This is a genomic window from Olleya sp. ITB9 (assembly GCF_001315805.1).
In the GTDB taxonomy this organism is placed as follows: Bacteria; Bacteroidota; Bacteroidia; order Flavobacteriales; family Flavobacteriaceae; genus Olleya; species Olleya sediminilitoris.
Genome location: NZ_BCBW01000035.1, coordinates 78,404 through 97,293 on the forward strand (window position 1 = coordinate 78,404; position 18,890 = coordinate 97,293).

Below are 18,890 nucleotides of genomic sequence, written 5' to 3' on the forward strand. Positions count from 1 at the left end.
AAAATTGATGGTCTTGAATTTTAACTTCTTAAAACCTAAAACTAACAAGCAAACGGTAGCTTTTTATAATATTGAAAACTTATTTGATATTTATAAAGACAACCTAACGCGTGATAGAGATTTTAATCCTACGTCCGAAAAACGTTGGACCATTAAAAGATACAACAATAAATTACGAAAAATTGGTTATGCCATCTCTAATATTGGAAGAAAAGAAACCAATAGTCATCCTGCCATTATTGGTTTAGCTGAAGTAGAAAACGAAGCTGTAATACAAGATTTAATTAAATCTAAACATTTAAAAGAATACCCTTACCAATTTGTACACTACAATAGTAAAGACGAACGTGGTATTGATGTTGCTTTTATTTATGATAGTAAAAAGTTTACTGTTACTAGCTCTGATGTGTTTACTTATAATTTTACTAATGACGATGGATCGCCTGATTATACCAGAGACATTTTATTGGTTAGTGGTATGTTTTTAGGCGAAACAATTCATTTTTTAGTAAACCATTGGCCATCCAGACGAACTGGCAATAATGAAACAGAACACAAACGATTAACAGCATCTAAACATTTACAGTCTATAATTGCAACATTAAAAGATAATTTACCTGACGCTAAAGTAATTGTCATGGGTGATTTTAATGATGATCCTGCTAGTAAAAGTATTGAACAATTAGTGGATAATCAAGGGTTATACAATCCAATGGAAACATTATTATCCATAGATCGTGGGACAACTAGTCATAATTTTGAATGGAATTTATTTGATCAAATACTAATCACTCCTAATTTTTTTAAAAGTAGAAGCAAATCTTTTAGATACGTAAAAGCCGATATTTATGATCCTGATTTTTTAAAACAATCTGATGGTAAATATAAAGGCACACCTTACAGGACTTACGTTGGCAAACGCTATAAAGGTGGTTATAGCGATCATTTTCCTGTGTATTTAATTTTAAAGAAAAAGTAAATTATATAACAGTTAACTAAAATCGTATAAAATTACAGGCACGCTATTTGCATAACTTTGTTTTTTAAAAACTAATGTTATGAATGACTTGATTAAATATGAAGTAGGTAGTACTGCAATCCAAAATTTATTTATGGTTAGTAATGATATTGAATTAGCATTTCAGTATTTAAAATCACAAACTAAAGATGAAGACTTAAAAACTTGGATTGACGATAAACTAAATTACACTATAGCATTTAAAGTCAAATCATTAAACATTTTAAAAACCTTAAATATTAGGACAAAACAGCGCAAAAACTGGGTTATTAAAATTAAATTATTGTGGTTTGGATTAAAACGTCAGTTACATAAAAATAAGAGTCAACTAATTTTAAAAGAGTGCATGACACTTAATAACTACTTTTTAAACGAAGTTAATAAAGAAATTAAATCTGGAATTTTATCTAAGCCTTCATACCAATTATTAAATACACTTAAGGATAATTTACTACAAACTAAACAAGCCTTTTACTTCTCGCAATTAAAGATTAGCTAGGTCTTTAATTTTTTGTTTTACAAAAATAGCAGCACTTGTATAACCTCCTTCTGTACCGTCTACAAAATGGATATGTTTTTCTTTTCTATCTTGAATATAACATGACATAATAGACGCATGTGTTGTATGTAATCCGTAAATTATTTTTTTATTAGACTCTAGATCATCCAAAAGGATTTGTAATCTATTAATTTGTTTTTCAGTTCCAGAAATAACAGTATTAATAGATCCATCCAACATAATAGTGTCAGATAATTGACTAACTTTATATACATACGCTTTACCTGCTTTAAAAAACTTAAAATAATATTTTCCAAAAATGGTAATTAGCCAATTATTTATTAAGTAATTGTTTTGATGTTTACCTAACTTAACATGCATCTCTTTTCTAATTTTATCAAGAGAGGTATTTAATTTAAGTTTTAAAGCTGAAATTGGATTTCGATTGTCTAAGTCACCAAAAATGTAGTTAATCTCATTCATTATTGTACCAAAAATTTCAGCTTGCTTATTTTCATCATCGCAATTTACCAATAAACATATCACTTTTTTAGAGGATTCATCTGGTAGGATTTCGTCCCAACGACATTCCATACCTTCTAAATTAAGCTTTATATTTTGGTCCTTTATATTAGGTATTGCTTCAAAACTATTTTTAATAAAACGCTCTGCATACTTAATTCCGTTACCTAAAATTACTGGTGTTGTTAGGTATTTATTGTGTCTTAATTTAGTTATTCTTAAAGTTATATTGTTATTGTACACTTGTTCTACTTTAATAAAACCAACACGTAAATTAAGTTTTAATGTTTTAGCAATATGTGTACTGTAGTTATTTAGTGCACTTATGATTGGTTTAACAAGAGTATCAGGCATAATAAATGTAGAACCATCACCTCCAAAAAAATAAGGTATTTCAATAGATTTATCAATAGACTTTAATGTATTTAAAACCGTAATAATACTACCTGTAGCACACAAATTTACATTATTATGAAACCCTTTTGCAACTGCATCTGTACTATTTTGGATGTCTGTAATTACAATTGACCAATTTTTAGGAACACTAGAAAATAGGCTTTCATCTTTCAAAAGTTCGGTTAATGGTAACCTATTCTTATAAATATTTTTATAAAAATCTAAATCGTTTTTCATAATAACAAAGAGCAAACAAGACTATACTCAGGCTTCAAAGGTAATACTTCTACAGTTTTTAAAAACTAGAAGAAAATAAAATAATATAACATCATTCCAAAATTATGTAACATGACACACAAGCTGCTACATTAATTTTGCAACATACTATTTAACAATACAAACACATCTTGAAAGCTATGACTTTGGTTGGTTATTAATTTAGTTAGTAAAGATGTGTTTATATTTAAAACCAATACTATGAAACCTAATAAAATATTACTTCTAATTACCTTAATTTGTGTGACGCCTTTAATAATAATGTCTACAAATAATGATGTACAAATTGTAAGTAAACTAAAACCTATTAGCGACAATAGTATTAATAGTCAAAATACTGCTTATAATAACAGTACAGATTTAAAAATTGGTGATAGCTACTTTGACATTAAAGTCAAAGTGCCACATTTTAAAATAAATAACAAAACCAAAAATGTAAGTATAAATAGCCCTTCAAACATTTATATTTTGGACCAAACAGCACACAAAGATTTAACAAAATACACAATTGCTAATACAGTAAAAATTATTGATATTATTACTAAAAAGTAATCTTAATTAATTAGTTAATACTTAAGTATTATCTTTATTTTGCAACTAAAGATTAATTATGACATTATTTTTTAAATTTGATTTTAATGCCATTTGCCAAACCGTTTTAGAGCAAGTACTTAATAACAATAATATTAAGTACAAAAATGTAGGTTTTGGAGAAATTGAAGTACTAGAAAAAATCACTCCTGAAAAACAACAAGATTTACAAAATGAATTAGATACATTTAACATTGAAATTGTTGAAAATCAAAAAAGCATTTTAGTTCAAAAAATTAAAGACACTATTACAGATATGGTTTTTAATGAAGATACAGTTGTAAACGTAAAAAGCTCTGTATATCTATCTGAAGCTTTAGGACACAGTTATGGATATTTATCTAATTTATTTTCTGAAGTCACTTATACTTCCATAGAAAACTTTATCATTATTCAAAAAATAGAATACGCTAAACAACTAGTTATCAAACAAGATTTAAGTTTAACCGAAATAGCTTTTAAACTTAACTACTCTAGCGTAGCACACTTAAGCACGCAGTTTAAAAATACCACAGGTATAACACCAACAGCTTTTCAGCGTATTATTGCAAAACGAAGAGATTTAAACCAACAAAATAATTAATAGTATGCAAGAAGACTATATTAATATAATATTAGCAGATGATGATGAGGACGACAGAATGTTTTTTACTGATGCTTTTGAGGATTTAAAAATGACTACAAAAGTACAAACCTTTAATGATGGTGTGTACTTAATGGATTACCTTAACAGCTCTGAAGCAACGCTACCAAATGTGTTATTTTTAGATTTAAACATGCCAAGAAAATCTGGTTTAGAATGTCTTCAAGAAATCAAGCAAGATCCTAAGTTTAAAGATATAGCAATTGCAATATACTCAACCTCTGCGTCAGAAGAAGATATTGAAAATACCTTTGTACAAGGTGCTAACATCTATATAAAAAAACCAAGTAGCTTTAAAAAATTAAAAAAAGTATTGTCTGAAGTAGTCACTATCAACTGGCAATATCACACTAACAACATGAATAAAGATAACTTTTTGCTACGTCTTTAACCTATGATAAAAACACTATCAAATAATATCTCTTTTTTAAGAGCTATGTTGTACATAAGTGCACTAGTAATATTAGTTGTAGGTGCGCTAACTTACAGAAGTGTTACTGAGGTTACAAAATCATCAGAGATGATCACTCACACTTACAAAGTCAATGTAGAACTAGAACAGATTTTATCTTACCTAAAAGATGCCGAAACCGGACAACGTGGTTATATCATAACTAACGACTCTGTCTTTTTAGAGCCATACCTTTCTGCAAGAAACCGCATTAATAATAGTTTTGCAGAACTTAAGGTGTTAACAAAAAAAACACCTCAATTAAAATCTAAATTAATTGATGTTAATACATTAATTAATAAACGACTTATAGCTTTTAAAACATCCTATAGATCTTTACCAAAAAATGACATTGAAGACCCTAACTTTATATCTAATTTTAGGAATGGTAAAACTTTAATGGATAGTATTAGAGACCAAATTAAAGGTGTTATAAAATTACAAAACAACCTACTTAACAAACGTAGTGATGAGTACAGAAGCGACCTTATGGCAACACCATTACTATTGTTTTCATTATTACTTTGTTCGTTAATATTAATGTATTTAGCTTATAATAGCATTTACAAAAACATTAAACGTCTTAAAATTACTAACGAAGAACTAGAAATTTTTAAAGAATCGACTAATCAATCAGAAATAGTAAGTAAACATGGTAGTTGGACTTGGGATCAAAATAATGACGTATTTACATTTTCTGACAACTTATATAGATTATTAGGTGAACAACCACAATCTTTTGAGCCTACCATCCAAAATTTCATGCAATATGTACATCCAGAAGATGTAGAACAGTTAAGTCAACAGGTAGAAGACATGAAAAAAAATGTCGAACTTCCCTATATATATTATCGTGTAGTACATAAAAACGGAAATATTAAACACCTTAAGGCCTACGGTAAATCTATAATAAATGATGAAGAAGAAACCGTTTTACTTGGTACAACAGCAGATATTACAGACGAAATAATAAGTTTTAGAGCATTAGAAGAACGTAACCTTGAGTTAGAAAGAAACAATCAAGAATTGTCATCCTTTAACTATGTTGCTAGTCATGATTTACAAGAACCATTAAGAAAAATTCAAACTTTTTTATCTAGACTAGAAGATGAAGAAGCCGAAAAATTATCAGAACGTGGTACTAGATACATAGATCGTATACAAAACGCAGCCACTAGAATGCGATTATTAATAGACGATTTACTTCAGTTTTCAAGGTCTAATAAAGCAGACAAAGTATTTGAAGAGTCTAATATAAACTTACTGCTAGAAGCAGCTAAACAAGATTTGGCAGAAGTCATTTCAGCCGAAGATGCAGTTATTACTTCAGACGCATTTCCTTCCATGACAGTAATACCATTTCAAATACAGCAGTTATTTGTCAACCTTCTTGGTAATGCAATAAAATATAAGTCAGAAAAAAGATCTCCTGTAATTAATATTACACATCAAGTAATAGAAGCAGATAACGATCCTCAAATTACAAAACCAACCAAACCTTTTTATCATAAAATAACTTTTACAGATAATGGGATTGGATTTGATAACGAGTACGCAGATCAAATATTTGTTTTATTTAGCAGGTTACATAACAAGGACGAGTATTCAGGAACAGGTATTGGATTATCTATATGTAAAAAAATAATAGAAAATCATAAAGGACATATAATTGCTAAAGGCAAACCTGGTATAGGTGCAACCTTTATAATTTACTTACCAATAGATTAAATAAATACAAATACACTTCTAAAACCTTACTATCGTAAGGTTTTTTTATACAAAAAACTTTCCTTAAGTAGAAATCATATAACTAAACAAAAAAATGATGTAACACAAAACCTGTAGTTATGTCGCAACTTTGCATTGTATTTAAATAGAAACTAAAACAGGTATGAAAATTCTATAAACAATACAAAAAATGATGTAACACAAAAGTTTAGTAACGGTTGCATCTTTGTAACATCAAATTATTTACAATGAAATATTTAAAAACTAGAAGATTTACAATTGTAATCTTGTTAGTAATTACAACAATAGGTTTAAGTTTTAATTCTTGTGACGAATTAATTAAAAATAAGGATAAAGAAAAGCAAGAGCAAGAACAAAAAAATAAATCAATAACAAATAATAAAAACGAAGCTAAGCTTTTATTAATGCTATCTAAAGATAATCATGAAGTTATTAAACTTAGTAAAACCTTACAACAAATAATTACAAAAGATAGTATTGCAGACTTAGTTAAAACCATTGAAAAGACTCACATTAACATTGCAAAAGAATTTAGCGAAGTTGCAAGTGACAAACTAATTTCAATACCAAATTATACTGAGGTTACAATGCAACAAACCATTGATCAAGATAATTTGAATTACAAAATACAAACATTAAAAAAGCTTAGAGCTAAAATTGATAATCAATTGTATTTGCTAGAAAAACTGTCAAAAACAACTAATAGCAAAGACTTTCAAAACATTTTGTCAGAAACAGACTCTAAAATCAATAAAAGCTTGAATAAAGCTGATAACATATTAAATAACCTGAATACTAACAGTTAAAAAAAACATATTATGAAAACTATATTCACCTTACTATTTGCAACAACTATAACATTATCAAGTGCAGCAGAACTTGACATCATAGACAGTCAACTTTTTGACAGCAACCCAACAGAGGTTATTGACAACAAAGTGAAACAACAAGTTTACCAATGGACAGTAAAAACAACATCAGGAGTATTTACTGGTACAGCAGATAATTTATCTGAAGCTAATCAACAAATAGCAATGGTAACTAAATCGTCTCAAATTATTGAGAAAAAGATTTCAAACATCAACTTAAGTAACGCCAAAGGAAGAGAGCGTATTTATACTTGGGGAGTTGTTACAGATCGTGGTTACGCTACAGGAGTATCAAAAACATTAAACCAAGCAAAACAAATGGTAAAACTTATGGGTAATCTAGAAGTACCAAAATCTAAGATTATCGAATCATTTAAAACAACCAAATAATTATTAACCAATAAAAAACAAAACACCATGAGAGGACTACTTTATATTATAGCAGTAATACTTGTAATAGGTTGGGCATTAGGATTTTTTGTCTACAGCGCAAGTGGATTAATACACATATTATTAGTCATTGCAGTAATTGCAATATTATTAAGATTAATTGGAGGAAAAGGCGTCTAATTATTTAGACTCATAACATCAACAAAAACAAAATAAACAAACTAAAACCCAACATGAAAAGATTAATATTATCAATTGTAGCTATTACCATTACAGCATTTAGCGTAAATGCACAAGACATTTCAAAAAATGCACTAGGATTAAGATTAGGTGATAATGATGGACTTGGAGCCGAAATATCTTACCAAAGACATCTTAACGATAACAATAGACTAGAGTTTGACCTAGGTTGGAGAGACTCAAATAATTTTGACGTAGTTAAAATCGTGGGACTTTACCAATGGGTTATGCCAATTGACAATAATTTTAACTGGTACGTTGGTGCTGGAGCAGGATTTGGATCTTATGATGCCAATGAAGTTGACGGAACATTTGCTTTACTTGCAGGTGATATTGGTATCGAATATAATTTTGATATCCCTTTGCAACTATCTCTAGATTTTAGACCAGAAATTGGATTTGATGACGATTACAGTGACGATGTCGATTTTGACATTGCATTAGGTATACGTTACAGATTCTAAAAAAACAATTACAAACCACTAAAAAACACACTATGAAAACGACACAATCAAACCAAGAAGTAGTAAGCTCATTACAAGATTTATTACAAAAAAATTACGATGCAGAAGCAGGTTATAAACAAGTTATGACTAAAACAGATAACGAACCATTAAAAAACTGGTTACAACAAAAAGCATTACAACGTAACACTTTTGCTACAGAACTAGATTATCAAATTAGAAAACATAACGCAGAGCCTAAAGCATCTGGAACAATCAAAGGAGATTTACACAGAGGTTGGATTAATATTAAATCTACATTATCTGCAGATACAGATGAAGCTTTAATGGAAGAATGCATTAGAGGTGAAAAAGCTAGTATTAAAGAATATGAAGACCAATTAAAAAATTTTAATACTGATACAGAAATTCAGACTATCGTACAATCACAATTAACCACTGTAAAATCAGCTCTAAACACTGTTAAAAGACTAGAAGACATCATAGGCTAATCTAAAACTTAATAAAAATTACTATGAAAAAGATAATATTTACAGTTTTAGCCTTAACCGTTTTAACCACTACTTTTATTGCTTGTAGAGAAGATAACAACAAAAAAGAAGTTATACAAGACATGAAAGATGATGGTGCAAAAATACAAGTTAAAGACGATAAAGTAAAGTTGGAAACCGAAACTAAAAAAGTTAAAATTACTGACGACGAAATTAAAATTAAAGACAAATCTTAAAACCAAAAAACCATGAGAAAAATAGCATATACAGGTATTATTATGTTCTGTTTAGCAATTACGTTAACAGGATGTAGAGAAGAAACCACAGGAAAAAAAGTAGAAGACGCTGTAGAGAGCGCTGCAGATGATGTTGAAGATGCGGTTGATTAATTACAATTTTTTTACACAAAAAAGGCTCGCAATTATTTGCGAGCCTTTTTATTTTTATAAAGTACTGTCTACTTTCCAAGCATTAACAACTCATTGCAAACCACTTCGGTAGTATAACGCTTCATACCATCTTTATCTTCCCATCTTCTAGTCGTAAGCTTTCCCTCTACAGCAATTTCCTTTCCTTTTAAAACATACTTTTCTACAATATCAGCAGTTTTTCCCCAAGCTACAACTTGATGCCATTGTGTATCTGTAATTTTTTCGCCTTTAGAGTTTTTATAACTTTCGTTTGTAGCTAATGTAAATCGAGCTAATTTTTTACCAGATTCTAAATTAATAATTTCAGGATCTTGTCCAAGATTTCCAATTAATTGTACTTTGTTTCTTAACGTATTCATAAGATAAGTTTTTTATATTATTGAATGTCATTAGTTCTATTCAACACTGCAAAGATGATTTATTAACCAACTTTTAGTCGGTTGTTACGCATTTAATGTCGATTGTAAACGTTTGTTGTCGTTTGTAAACGGAAATAGTGTATCTTTAAAACTTAAACCAGCGTGCTATGAAACAATCACTTACACTATTAGCATTAGTTATTTATTTAACAAGCTTTGCACAGAATAATACTATAAAATTTGATGAGACTATATCTTCACCTAAAGCCAATTTATCACAAGTTTCTTGGATCCAAGGTCACTGGAAAGGTGAAGCTTTTGGCGGAATTACAGAAGAAATCTGGAGTCCACCACTTGGTTACTCTATGATGTTTAGTTTTAAATTAGTTAGTAATGGAAAAGTTGTTTTTTATGAACTTGGTGGAATAAGAGAAGTAGATAACACATTAATTTTTCAGTTAAAACATTTTGGTAATGATTTTAAGGGTTGGGAAGAAAAGGACGAAACTGTTGATGCTAAATTGGTCAAAATTGAAGATAACAGAGTGTATTTTGATCAGTTTACTTTTGAAAAAATAAGTGATTCTGAAATCAATATTTATGTAGTTGTAGAGGATAACGGAAATACTGAAGAGATTAAATTTAACTACAAAAAGTAAACATGAATATTAATATTGAAACTGAAAGATTACTGCTTCGCGAACTTAGAAGTAGTGATTTAGAAGGTATGTTTGAGTTAGATTCTAACCCAAATGTCCATAAATATTTAGGTAATAAACCTATTAAAACAAAAGCAGAATCTAAAATAATTTTAGATAGTATTTTACAACAATATCAAAATCGTGGTATTGGAAGATTTGCTGTTATAGAAAAAGCTTCTGGAGACTTTGTAGGTTGGTCTGGCATACGATTAAATACAGAATATAACATGAATGGTTTTACCAGGTATTATGACATTGGCTACAGATTAATTGAGCGCTTTTGGAACAAAGGTTATGCTACAGAGTCTGGAAAAGCTAGTCTAGATTATGCTTTTAACACTATGAAATTATCTGAAATTTTTGCAACTACTGAAGTTTACAATCAAGCGTCACATAACGCGCTTTTAAAAATAGGTTTAAATTATATTGAAGACTTTTATTTTAAACAAGAACAATTAAACTTACGTTGGTACGCCTTAAAAAACCCTAATTTATGAATAAAACTTGTCCTGAATGTGGAGACAAAATAGTTGGTCGAATAGATAAAAAGTTTTGTAGTGATGGTTGTCGCAACAGCTTTAACAATAAAGTTAATAAAGACGGAAAAAACTTAATTAGAAATATTAATAACCGCTTACGTAAAAATTGGCGAATTTTAGAAAGTCTAAATCCTGAACAAAAAACCAAAACAACTAAGACTAAATTAGAATCCAAAGGTTTTGATTTTAATTATTTTACAAGCATTTACACTACAAAAGCTGGTACAATATATTACTTTGTTTACGACCAAGGATATTTACCTTTGGATAACGATTTTTATGCACTTGTAAAACGACAATAATATTATGAAATATTTTTATTTACTACTAATAGGCTTAAGTTTGGGTTGTACAAAAAACACCAAGTCTAGTGGCAAAGCTTCGGTAAAAAAAGATACCATTGCAATCCAAGTGGCTCCTATTCCGCTTGACGGAAAAAAAGCGAATTATTTATACACTTTTGCATACAATTGTGTGGATCAAGAGTATCCTAACAAACTTAATCAGGTACTTGGTGATGGTAGTTATTTAAAAACACCTCAAGCGTTACATCCTGCTTTTTATGGTTGCTTTGATTGGCACAGCTCTGTACATGGTCATTGGACTTTGGTAAATATTTTAAAATCGTTTCCAGAGTTTAAGCATCGCGAGGACGTTTTAAAAAAACTTAAAACAAGTATTACCGAGTCTAATATTTTAAAAGAAATTGAATATTTTGATGATCAGTACAACAAAACTTTTGAACGTACTTACGGTTGGGCTTGGTTACTTAAATTATCTGAAAGTCTTAAAGATTGGAATACTACTGAAGGTACTACTCTAGCCAAAAATCTAGAACCATTAACACAACTTATTGAAGAAAAATGCATTGATTTTTTTAATAAATTAAATTACCCTATTCGTGTTGGTGAACATCCAAATACTGCTTTTGGGATGAGTTTTGCGTTGGATTATGCTAAAAAATATAGCCCTAAATTGAAGCAAGTTATAATTAAACAGGCTAAATTATTTTACTTAAAAGATAAGGGTTGCCCTATTACTTGGGAACCTGGTGGTTTTGACTTTTTATCACCTTGTTTACAAGAAGCTTCTTTAATGGCTAAGGTGCTACCAAAAACAGACTATATTTCATGGTTAGACCAATTTTTGCCTGGTTTTAGGGATCAACCATCAAACTATATAAGTACTGTTGAAGTTGTTGATAAAACAGATGGGAAAATGGCACATTTGGATGGTTTAAATTTTAGTCGTGCTTGGTGTTTAAACCAAATAGGACAAACATTAAATAACAAAAAAATGTTGACATTGGCTAATACTCATTTTAATGCAAGTTATTCTAAAATGGATTCTGGTGAGTATGCTGGAGCCCATTGGTTAGCTTCTTTTGCCTTATATGCTTTACAAACAGGACAGCAAAACATGTAACGTATTTTAAAGTTGTTAGACTTATATTTTAACAACCTTAAATTAATTTAATTTTATGAAACCACCTATGATTATAATTGTAATACTTTGTATTGTCATAACTATTGGCATTTTAATATACTTTTTTAATCATAAAGCTATTATTTTAAGACGATTAAAAGCATTGCCATTTAGCAAAATAGGAAGTTTACAAAACAACAAATTTGCTAAAATTGAAGGTATAGCTTTAAATATTGATGCGCCTTTAATTGCACCACTAAGCAAACGTAAGTGTGTATTTTATAAAATTACTATCCAGAAAAAAGTAAACAATGGAAAAAACTCGCATTGGAAAACGGTTGTTAATGAGATTAAAATTCAAGATTTTTTTATCGAGCAATCAAGTGAACGTCTAATTGTTTTTCCTACTAGCTATAAAGATTACTTAGTAATAGATAACAAAGCTAATAGTGGTACTTTTAATGATCCTTCACCTAAATTTAGATCCCTTTTAGAATCTTACAATATTGAAACAGAAGGCATTTTTGGCATGAATAAATCACTGCGTTATACAGAAGCTATTGTAGAGGTTGGTGAACGTATAACAGTTGCTGGACTAGTTAAGTGGAGTAAGCTTGAAAACCCTGTTGCTGGTTACAACTATAGTAGTATTGCGTCGTTGACATCTAAAGACAAAAACAAAATTATAATTACAGATAGTCCAGATGCATTAAGAACTAAACATGGACGTGTTTAATGTTATTTCCAGTTATGACCTTTTAATTGCATAGCTGCTTTAAGGATATCTTTTTGACTGATTTGACCCACTAATTTTCCGTCTTTAACTATTGGAAATCGTCTACGTTTAGAGTCTAAAAATTTTTTGGCTGCATCAAATACATCAAGATTACCATCAATAGTTTCAACATTTTTAACCATGTGTTTTTCTACACTATTATTATCTGATGGCATATTATAATATCTACTTTCGCTAATTTGCTTAATACAATCGCCTTCGGATATAATACCTATTAACTCATAATTATCATTAACGACTGGTCCACCTGAAATTTTATGTTTAATTAAAGTATCAATAACCTCTTCTACACTTTGCGTGGTTTTAAAGGTAATTAAATCTTTAGTCATATAATCACTGACTTTTAAAGATTGATTATTTATCACTTGTTGTTGTCCTTTTCTTGATCCTTCAAAACTTTTAATTCCCATAGTTGTTTGTTTTATCCATTTTAAAGTTACTGATTTTTAATTAGTTATCCTAAAAAAACTAATAACATCATTATTAACAAGATACTTATCCTTAATTAAAATTATCATGTTTTGATAAATAACAACTCTCTTTAAACCACAAATAAATGTGTAAATATTATTTTAAAATCATGATTTTAAAACGTTTTTGAAACTAGAAAAACTACTGTTTCAGTAAATAATTAATTATTAATGTTTTAAGATTTTACACCAAAATATTTTTATAATTTTGATCCAATTAAAATCATAAAAATGAAAAACATATTTTACATACTTGTTTTAAGTATTAGCTTTAATGCAATAGCACAAAATAACGATGCTTTGTCTTCTCACTACGAAGCCTATTATAAACAAATGAAAGCGCAAGGTGACGTTCAAGGGATTATTAATGCATTAACACATTTAAATGTTTTAAAGCCATCTGAAGCAAGAAAAGATACCTTAGCTTATATTTATCTTAATGATGGAAAGTTTACACAAGCACTTAATACTATTGGTATAGAACAAAAAACTAACGACTCTGATATTGCCTTAGAGGTAAAAGCTGTTGCATTAAAAACTATTGGTAACCTAAAAGCTGCGCTTCCATTTTATGTTGCACTTCATGATAAATACCAAAATGCTCAAGTGGCTTACGAAATAGCTGAAATAAACTTAAATCTAACAAATCTTACAGAAGCAAAAAAATATGTTGATTTAGGATTAAAAACAGTTAAGGATAATCAAGGAAAAACTTTTTACGAAACACAACAACCATACAAAGTACCTTTAAAAGCAGCTTTTTATTATGTAGAAGCTTTAATTAAATTTAACGAAAACAAAGAAACTAATAAAGCAGCTGCAGTTTCAATTTTAGATAAAGCGTTAGCTATAGAACCTCAATTTAACATGGCTTTAATAGCTAAAAATGCATTGTCGCAACCTGTAGAATCTAACGAAACTAAAAATTAAACATTAGCTTAAAGTATAAAAAAGCCTTCCAAATTTGGAAGCTTTTTTTATTTAAAACTTCATAATTATTTGACTATTATAAATTCACTACGTCTGTTTAATTGGTGTTCTGACTCACTACACTTTACACCATCACTACATCTGTTTCGTAATTGAGTCTCTCCATAGCCTTCACCTGTTAATCTTGACCTGTTAATACCTCCTACATTTACTAAATAGTCTATTGTTGCTTTTGCACGTCTGTTTGACAAATCTATATTGTAAGCACTAGTATTACGACTATCTGTGTGTGAACGTACATCTATGTTAACTTTTGAATACACATTCATAAAGTCTATTACTTTTCTTAACTCAACCTCTGCATCTTTTCGGATAAATGACTTATCTAAATCAAAGTAAATAATATTTATTCCTAATAAAGGAGCAATATCTGTTCCTAATGGAGCTGGTATATCTTCGGATGGACGCATTTGTAATGTTCTCTCTACTGTACCTGTTCTACTTGGAGTATTAAATACCTTCTCTGCAGGTGAATAACTTGCTTTAGTTGATCGTATTGAATAAATTTGACTACAGTCCAAATCAAACTCAAAACTACCATCTGGTCCTGATAATTTTTCTGCAATAACTTTATTTTCTTCATCTAATAAATATACCGTTGCTTCTGCTATTGGTAGCTCATTGTTTTTTTCTAACACTACGCCTGTTATGGCTTGTTGACATCGACTTATTAATGGTTTGTACATCTTAAAACTATAGATATCATCATCTCCTACTCCACCTTCTCTATTTGAAGCAAAATAACCTAAACCTGTTTTACTGTCCATTATAAATGTAAAATCATCTTCGGTTCCATTTATTGGACGTCCTAAATTAAATACGTCTCCTAATGTTTCATCTTCATTAAATTCTGATACAAAAACATCTAATCCGCCTAGTCCTACATGTCCATCTGAAGAGAAGTATAATTTATTATCCTCACTTACAAAAGGGAAAGTTTCTCTTCCTTCTGTATTTATAATATCACCTAAACTTTCTATTGGTCCAAATACACTGTCTTTTATAGCTACTTTGTATAAATCTGACAATCCTTTTGTTCCTGGCATGTCACTTGCAAAATACAAGGTCTTCTCATCAGGGCTAAGTGCTGGATGTGCTACTGAGTATTGATCACTATTAAACGGTAACTCAACTACATCCCATTCTGTGCTACCTCTGTCTATTCGTGTTGCTCTGTATAACTTTAATCGGTTTGTGCCTTGATCATCCTGCTTATAATCTTCATTTGTATAATTATTTCTAGTAAAATACATGGTTAATGCATCTTTTGTGAAGATAGCGGTAGACTCGTGATAAATTGAATTAATTTTACTACTAAACTTTGAACTAGTTGGCTTTAAAACCTCTGTACTATTTAGTTTATAAAGCTCCAAAAATGGTTGTTCATTCCAATCGTGAACACGTTTTGTTGCTCCGCGTTCTTCTCTGTTTGATGAGTAAATTAAACTTCCTTGGTAATAAGAAGGTGCAAAGTCTGACAATGCAGAGTTAAATGGCACATTAATTATCTCAAACCTACCAGATTGCATCTCTATTTCCTCTAAGTAATTTCTTTCGTTTATAAACAAATTAGCTCGATAGTCTTCTCCTTTACTTGCATAAAACATTTCCATTACTTCATCTGAAGCTAAATAACGCTTATCACTCTTTAACGATAATGCATAGCGATACATGTATTCCGGCTGAATGCTATCTGCTGAGTAAAATAACTGACCATACCACTTTGAAGCATTTTTATAGTCGGCATTAAAATAATAAGAATCTCCTAATTTTTTTAATAACTCATCGGATTTGTAACCATTATTAGCTGCTTTCAAATAAGAGTCTCTAGCTTCTATAAATGCAAGATTTTCAAATTCTTTATTACCTTCTTTTTCTGCCTTTTTCTCTTGGGCTAATAAAATATTTATTGAAAGAAAAAATAAGCTAATAACTATTGTAATTATTTTTTTCATGTTAATTATTTTTTTGAATTAGAAGAATCTTGGAGAGATCATACGGTTATTTCTTTTAAATAATTCGAATCTTAAAAACACCTCATAAGAACCATCATTATACTGTTTTAATTCTGTTGTCTCACGATCATAAGCAACTCCCAACATTATCTGATCAGAAACCTGAAATCCTGCCATAGCACTTAATGCTGCACTCCAACGGTAGGCAGCACCTAATGTTAACTTCTCTTTTATTAAAAAATTAGCTGACAAATCCACTTGTAATGGTGCTCCATCTACAAACTTGACTAATGTTGACGGTTTAAACTTTAAGTCTGGATTTAAATCATAAGTGCGTCCTGCCATAATGTAAAAATTAACACGCTCTGTAGCTGTAGCAAAAGAATTGTTATTTGCTGCATTCTCATCAAAATGTTCTGTTTCTAATATATTTGGTGCACTCAAGCCTAAATAAAACTTGTCTGTATAATAGTAAACGCCTAAACCAAATTGAGGTGAAAACTTATTATCTATATTTATCTCTGACTCTGAATCACCAGGATTGAAAGCTCCTGTGTTTAGTTTATTTGTATCAATATTTAAAAAGTGACCTCCACCTTTTACTCCTAAAGCTAATTTAGAATCATCTCCTAAATTTAAGGTATAACTAAATGACAAATCGATATAAGTCTCGCTAGTTATAAAAATCTCGTCTTGTGTTATATTAAGTCCTAATCCTACCTTTTCACCTACTGGCGAATGCAATGAGGCTGTAAACGTATCTGGTGCACCATCTAATCCAACCCATTGTGTTCTATACAAACCAATAAAACTTAATACATCTCTTGATCCTGCATATGCAGGGTTTACACTTAAAGTGTTATACATGTATTGGGTGTATTGAGCATCTTGTTGACCATAACTTTGGTTAGAATAAAATCCTAATCCTAGTAAGCCTAAAATAATTATGAAATAGTTTTTCATTTGTGTATGAATTTTAATCAGTAACTCTAAAGAGTTACTGATATTAGATAATTTATTTTCTGTTAATGTATAATGGTCCAGCTTTCTCTATAGACTCTCCTGAATTATTTACATAGATCAACACGTAATAATATGTTCCTACAGGAAGTTTTTCGTCTTTTTTAACAGTAACTCGTCCTTCAGAAGTTCCTCTAAATAATCTTCCTTCAGATCCATAACCGTCTACATCATATACCTTAACTCCCCAACGGTTATAAATCTTTAATGTATTTGTTGGAAATTGTTCTATACCACTAATTACAAACACATCGTTAAGTCCATCTCCATTTGGTGTCATAATATCAAAAACATTAATACCATTTGGATTTGAAGGTTCTCCATTATTACACTCTGCATAATCTGGTATTCCATTATCATTACTATCTTCTAATTCATCTCCGTTTACAAACCCATCACCTTCGCCATCACAATCACAATCTGCATTTAACCAATTATCTGTGACAATAGAAATATCTTGACTATTATAATCATAATCACATGCATTTGCTGGATCTGTACCATCTTCAATTTCTTGACCGTTATTTACTCCATCTCCATCACAATCAATATCTTCCCATTCTTCTGTGTAATCTGAAGTTTGACTGCTAACATTAAAATCGCAGATATCAAACGGATTAGTACCGTCTAAAATCTCATCTCCATTTGTAACACCATCTCCATCACAATCGGAATCATTAAATATTGAACTTGTTGTCACTATTTGACTGGATACAATTAAACTACATGGATCTAGTGGGTTTGTCCCATCTATAACTTCATCTAAATTAATCACTCCATCTCCATCACAGTCTAGATTATCCCATTCTGTAGATGGTGTTTCTGTTTGATTTTCTAATACAAAATCACAAGCATCATTAGGATTAGTTCCATTATCTATTTCATCTCCATTTGTAACCCCATCTCCATCACAATCTAAATCATCAAAATTCATTGTAATTATGGCAATATTTTGACTATCAGGATCAAAATCACATGGATCTAATGGATCTGTTCCGTCTAATATTTCTTGATTGTTTATAACTCCATCACCATCACAATCAAGCATATTCCAAGTTGTAGATGTCAAAACTGTTTGGTTATCTAAAATAAAATCACATGGATCGTTTATATCAGTACCATCAAACAATTCATCTTCGTTAGTTACACCATCACCATCACAGTCTGCAACCAACCAATCTCCTGAAGTTGAACCTATTTGACTTGTTGGTTCAAAATCACATGGATCTAGTGGATTAGTTCCATCAATTATTTCTGTACCATTTATAACACCATCACCATCACAATCTGAATTATTCCATAAAGACGTCACAATGCTTAAATCTTGACTAGCGACTAAATAGTCACATGAATCTTGAGGATTTGTACCGTCTAAAATCTCGTCTCCATTAGTTACACCATCACCATCACAATCCATAAGCAGCCACATAGTACTTACATTATTAACATCTTGTATTGAAATCAAATAATCACAAGCATCATTAGGGTCTGTACCACTTAAGATTTCATCTCCATTAGTTACACCATCACCATCACAATCAGCGTCTGACCAAATACCATCTTGACTACCTGTTACATCTGCAATGATAAAGTCGCACGGATCTG

Annotated in this window: 25 protein-coding genes; 19 read left to right on the forward strand and 6 right to left on the reverse strand. The window is 30.0% G+C overall.

Annotated elements, in window-relative coordinates; all coding sequences use genetic code 11:
- The first annotated feature begins 7 nt into the window (after nt 1–7).
- Entirely contained in the window at nt 8–979 is a 972-nt protein-coding gene (locus tag ITB9_RS10425; RefSeq protein ID WP_054852173.1) for an endonuclease/exonuclease/phosphatase family protein, read from the forward strand.
- 79 nt (nt 980–1,058) lie between these two features.
- The gene (locus ITB9_RS10430) at nt 1,059–1,517 is read left to right on the forward strand and encodes a hypothetical protein (RefSeq protein ID WP_054852174.1); all 459 of its coding nucleotides are present in this window, start codon (nt 1,059–1,061) and stop codon (nt 1,515–1,517) included.
- On the opposite strand, the gene ITB9_RS10435 is transcribed toward ITB9_RS10430, so the two are convergent.
- A complete protein-coding gene (locus tag ITB9_RS10435; RefSeq protein ID WP_054852175.1) occupies nt 1,503–2,672 on the reverse strand; it encodes a DUF3095 domain-containing protein in 1,170 nt (389 codons plus the stop codon). The two genes, ITB9_RS10430 and ITB9_RS10435, sit on opposite strands and share 15 nt — an antisense overlap.
- A 240-nt stretch (nt 2,673–2,912) precedes the next feature.
- Between ITB9_RS10435 and ITB9_RS10440 the strand changes: the two genes are divergently transcribed.
- The 11 genes from ITB9_RS10440 (at nt 2,913) to ITB9_RS15635 (ending at nt 8,988) form a co-directional block, all read left to right on the forward strand.
- Nucleotides 2,913–3,263, forward strand: a complete 351-nt coding sequence (locus ITB9_RS10440; RefSeq protein ID WP_148638429.1) for a hypothetical protein — start codon at nt 2,913–2,915, stop codon at nt 3,261–3,263.
- 58 nt (nt 3,264–3,321) lie between these two features.
- Nucleotides 3,322–3,885: an AraC family transcriptional regulator gene (locus tag ITB9_RS10445; RefSeq protein WP_028290271.1), complete on the forward strand. Its 564-nt coding sequence runs from the start codon at nt 3,322–3,324 to the stop codon at nt 3,883–3,885.
- A gap of 4 nt (nt 3,886–3,889) precedes the next feature.
- The gene (locus tag ITB9_RS10450; RefSeq protein WP_054852177.1) at nt 3,890–4,336 is read left to right on the forward strand and encodes a response regulator; all 447 of its coding nucleotides are present in this window, start codon (nt 3,890–3,892) and stop codon (nt 4,334–4,336) included.
- A 3-nt stretch (nt 4,337–4,339) separates the two neighbouring features.
- Complete coding sequence (locus tag ITB9_RS10455) at nt 4,340–6,124, forward strand: CHASE3 domain-containing protein (protein ID WP_054852178.1); 1,785 nt, start codon at nt 4,340–4,342, stop codon at nt 6,122–6,124.
- Nucleotides 6,125–6,372: 248 nt separating this feature from the next.
- Nucleotides 6,373–6,951 carry a hypothetical protein gene (locus ITB9_RS10460; protein WP_054852179.1) on the forward strand — a complete coding sequence of 193 codons (579 nt, stop codon included), beginning with the start codon at nt 6,373–6,375 and terminating at the stop codon, nt 6,949–6,951.
- Nucleotides 6,952–6,963: 12 nt separating this feature from the next.
- Nucleotides 6,964–7,404, forward strand: coding sequence for a hypothetical protein (locus tag ITB9_RS10465; protein ID WP_054852180.1), 441 nt, complete (start codon nt 6,964–6,966; stop codon nt 7,402–7,404).
- Between the two features lie 27 nt (nt 7,405–7,431).
- Nucleotides 7,432–7,584: a lmo0937 family membrane protein gene (locus ITB9_RS15485; protein WP_116823882.1), complete on the forward strand. Its 153-nt coding sequence runs from the start codon at nt 7,432–7,434 to the stop codon at nt 7,582–7,584.
- Between the two features lie 53 nt (nt 7,585–7,637).
- A complete protein-coding gene (locus ITB9_RS10470; protein WP_028290276.1) occupies nt 7,638–8,108 on the forward strand; it encodes an outer membrane beta-barrel protein in 471 nt (156 codons plus the stop codon).
- 32 nt (nt 8,109–8,140) lie between these two features.
- Nucleotides 8,141–8,599, forward strand: a complete 459-nt coding sequence (locus ITB9_RS10475) for a PA2169 family four-helix-bundle protein (RefSeq protein ID WP_028608157.1) — start codon at nt 8,141–8,143, stop codon at nt 8,597–8,599.
- Between the two features lie 23 nt (nt 8,600–8,622).
- Complete coding sequence (locus tag ITB9_RS10480; RefSeq protein ID WP_054852181.1) at nt 8,623–8,835, forward strand: hypothetical protein; 213 nt, start codon at nt 8,623–8,625, stop codon at nt 8,833–8,835.
- A gap of 12 nt (nt 8,836–8,847) precedes the next feature.
- Nucleotides 8,848–8,988, forward strand: a complete 141-nt coding sequence (locus ITB9_RS15635) for a hypothetical protein (RefSeq protein ID WP_187294265.1) — start codon at nt 8,848–8,850, stop codon at nt 8,986–8,988.
- Between the two features lie 68 nt (nt 8,989–9,056).
- On the opposite strand, the gene ITB9_RS10485 is transcribed toward ITB9_RS15635, so the two are convergent.
- Nucleotides 9,057–9,389 carry a single-stranded DNA-binding protein gene (locus tag ITB9_RS10485; RefSeq protein WP_028608156.1) on the reverse strand — a complete coding sequence of 111 codons (333 nt, stop codon included), beginning with the start codon at nt 9,387–9,389 and terminating at the stop codon, nt 9,057–9,059.
- Between the two features lie 167 nt (nt 9,390–9,556).
- Here ITB9_RS10485 and ITB9_RS10490 point away from each other — a divergent pair, with 167 nt between their 5' ends.
- The 5 genes from ITB9_RS10490 to ITB9_RS10510 are packed head-to-tail and all read left to right on the forward strand — an operon-like array spanning nt 9,557 to nt 12,790.
- Nucleotides 9,557–10,048 carry a DUF6265 family protein gene (locus ITB9_RS10490; RefSeq protein ID WP_054852182.1) on the forward strand — a complete coding sequence of 164 codons (492 nt, stop codon included), beginning with the start codon at nt 9,557–9,559 and terminating at the stop codon, nt 10,046–10,048.
- 2 nt (nt 10,049–10,050) lie between these two features.
- Nucleotides 10,051–10,587 carry a GNAT family N-acetyltransferase gene (locus ITB9_RS10495; RefSeq protein ID WP_054852183.1) on the forward strand — a complete coding sequence of 179 codons (537 nt, stop codon included), beginning with the start codon at nt 10,051–10,053 and terminating at the stop codon, nt 10,585–10,587.
- A complete protein-coding gene (locus ITB9_RS10500) occupies nt 10,584–10,931 on the forward strand; it encodes a hypothetical protein (protein ID WP_028608154.1) in 348 nt (115 codons plus the stop codon). The genes ITB9_RS10495 and ITB9_RS10500 overlap by 4 nt, the downstream gene beginning before the upstream one ends.
- 4 nt (nt 10,932–10,935) lie before the next feature.
- A complete protein-coding gene (locus ITB9_RS10505) occupies nt 10,936–12,054 on the forward strand; it encodes a DUF2891 domain-containing protein (protein ID WP_054852184.1) in 1,119 nt (372 codons plus the stop codon).
- A 55-nt stretch (nt 12,055–12,109) separates the two neighbouring features.
- Entirely contained in the window at nt 12,110–12,790 is a 681-nt protein-coding gene (locus ITB9_RS10510) for a hypothetical protein (protein WP_054852185.1), read from the forward strand.
- Between the two features lie 2 nt (nt 12,791–12,792).
- Here ITB9_RS10510 and ITB9_RS10515 read toward each other — a convergent pair whose 3' ends face one another.
- A complete protein-coding gene (locus ITB9_RS10515) occupies nt 12,793–13,260 on the reverse strand; it encodes a CBS domain-containing protein (protein WP_054852186.1) in 468 nt (155 codons plus the stop codon).
- Between the two features lie 291 nt (nt 13,261–13,551).
- Here ITB9_RS10515 and ITB9_RS10520 point away from each other — a divergent pair, with 291 nt between their 5' ends.
- Nucleotides 13,552–14,250, forward strand: coding sequence for a hypothetical protein (locus ITB9_RS10520; protein WP_054852187.1), 699 nt, complete (start codon nt 13,552–13,554; stop codon nt 14,248–14,250).
- Nucleotides 14,251–14,315: 65 nt separating this feature from the next.
- On the opposite strand, the gene ITB9_RS10525 is transcribed toward ITB9_RS10520, so the two are convergent.
- The 3 genes from ITB9_RS10525 to ITB9_RS10535 all read right to left on the reverse strand — a co-directional run.
- Entirely contained in the window at nt 14,316–16,265 is a 1,950-nt protein-coding gene (locus ITB9_RS10525) for an OmpA family protein (protein WP_054852188.1), read from the reverse strand.
- A gap of 18 nt (nt 16,266–16,283) precedes the next feature.
- Complete coding sequence (locus ITB9_RS10530; RefSeq protein WP_028290288.1) at nt 16,284–17,228, reverse strand: type IX secretion system membrane protein PorP/SprF; 945 nt, start codon at nt 17,226–17,228, stop codon at nt 16,284–16,286.
- A 52-nt stretch (nt 17,229–17,280) separates the two neighbouring features.
- On the reverse strand, nt 17,281–18,890 hold a 1,610-nt coding region (locus tag ITB9_RS10535), incomplete at its 5' end, for a gliding motility-associated C-terminal domain-containing protein (protein ID WP_054852189.1).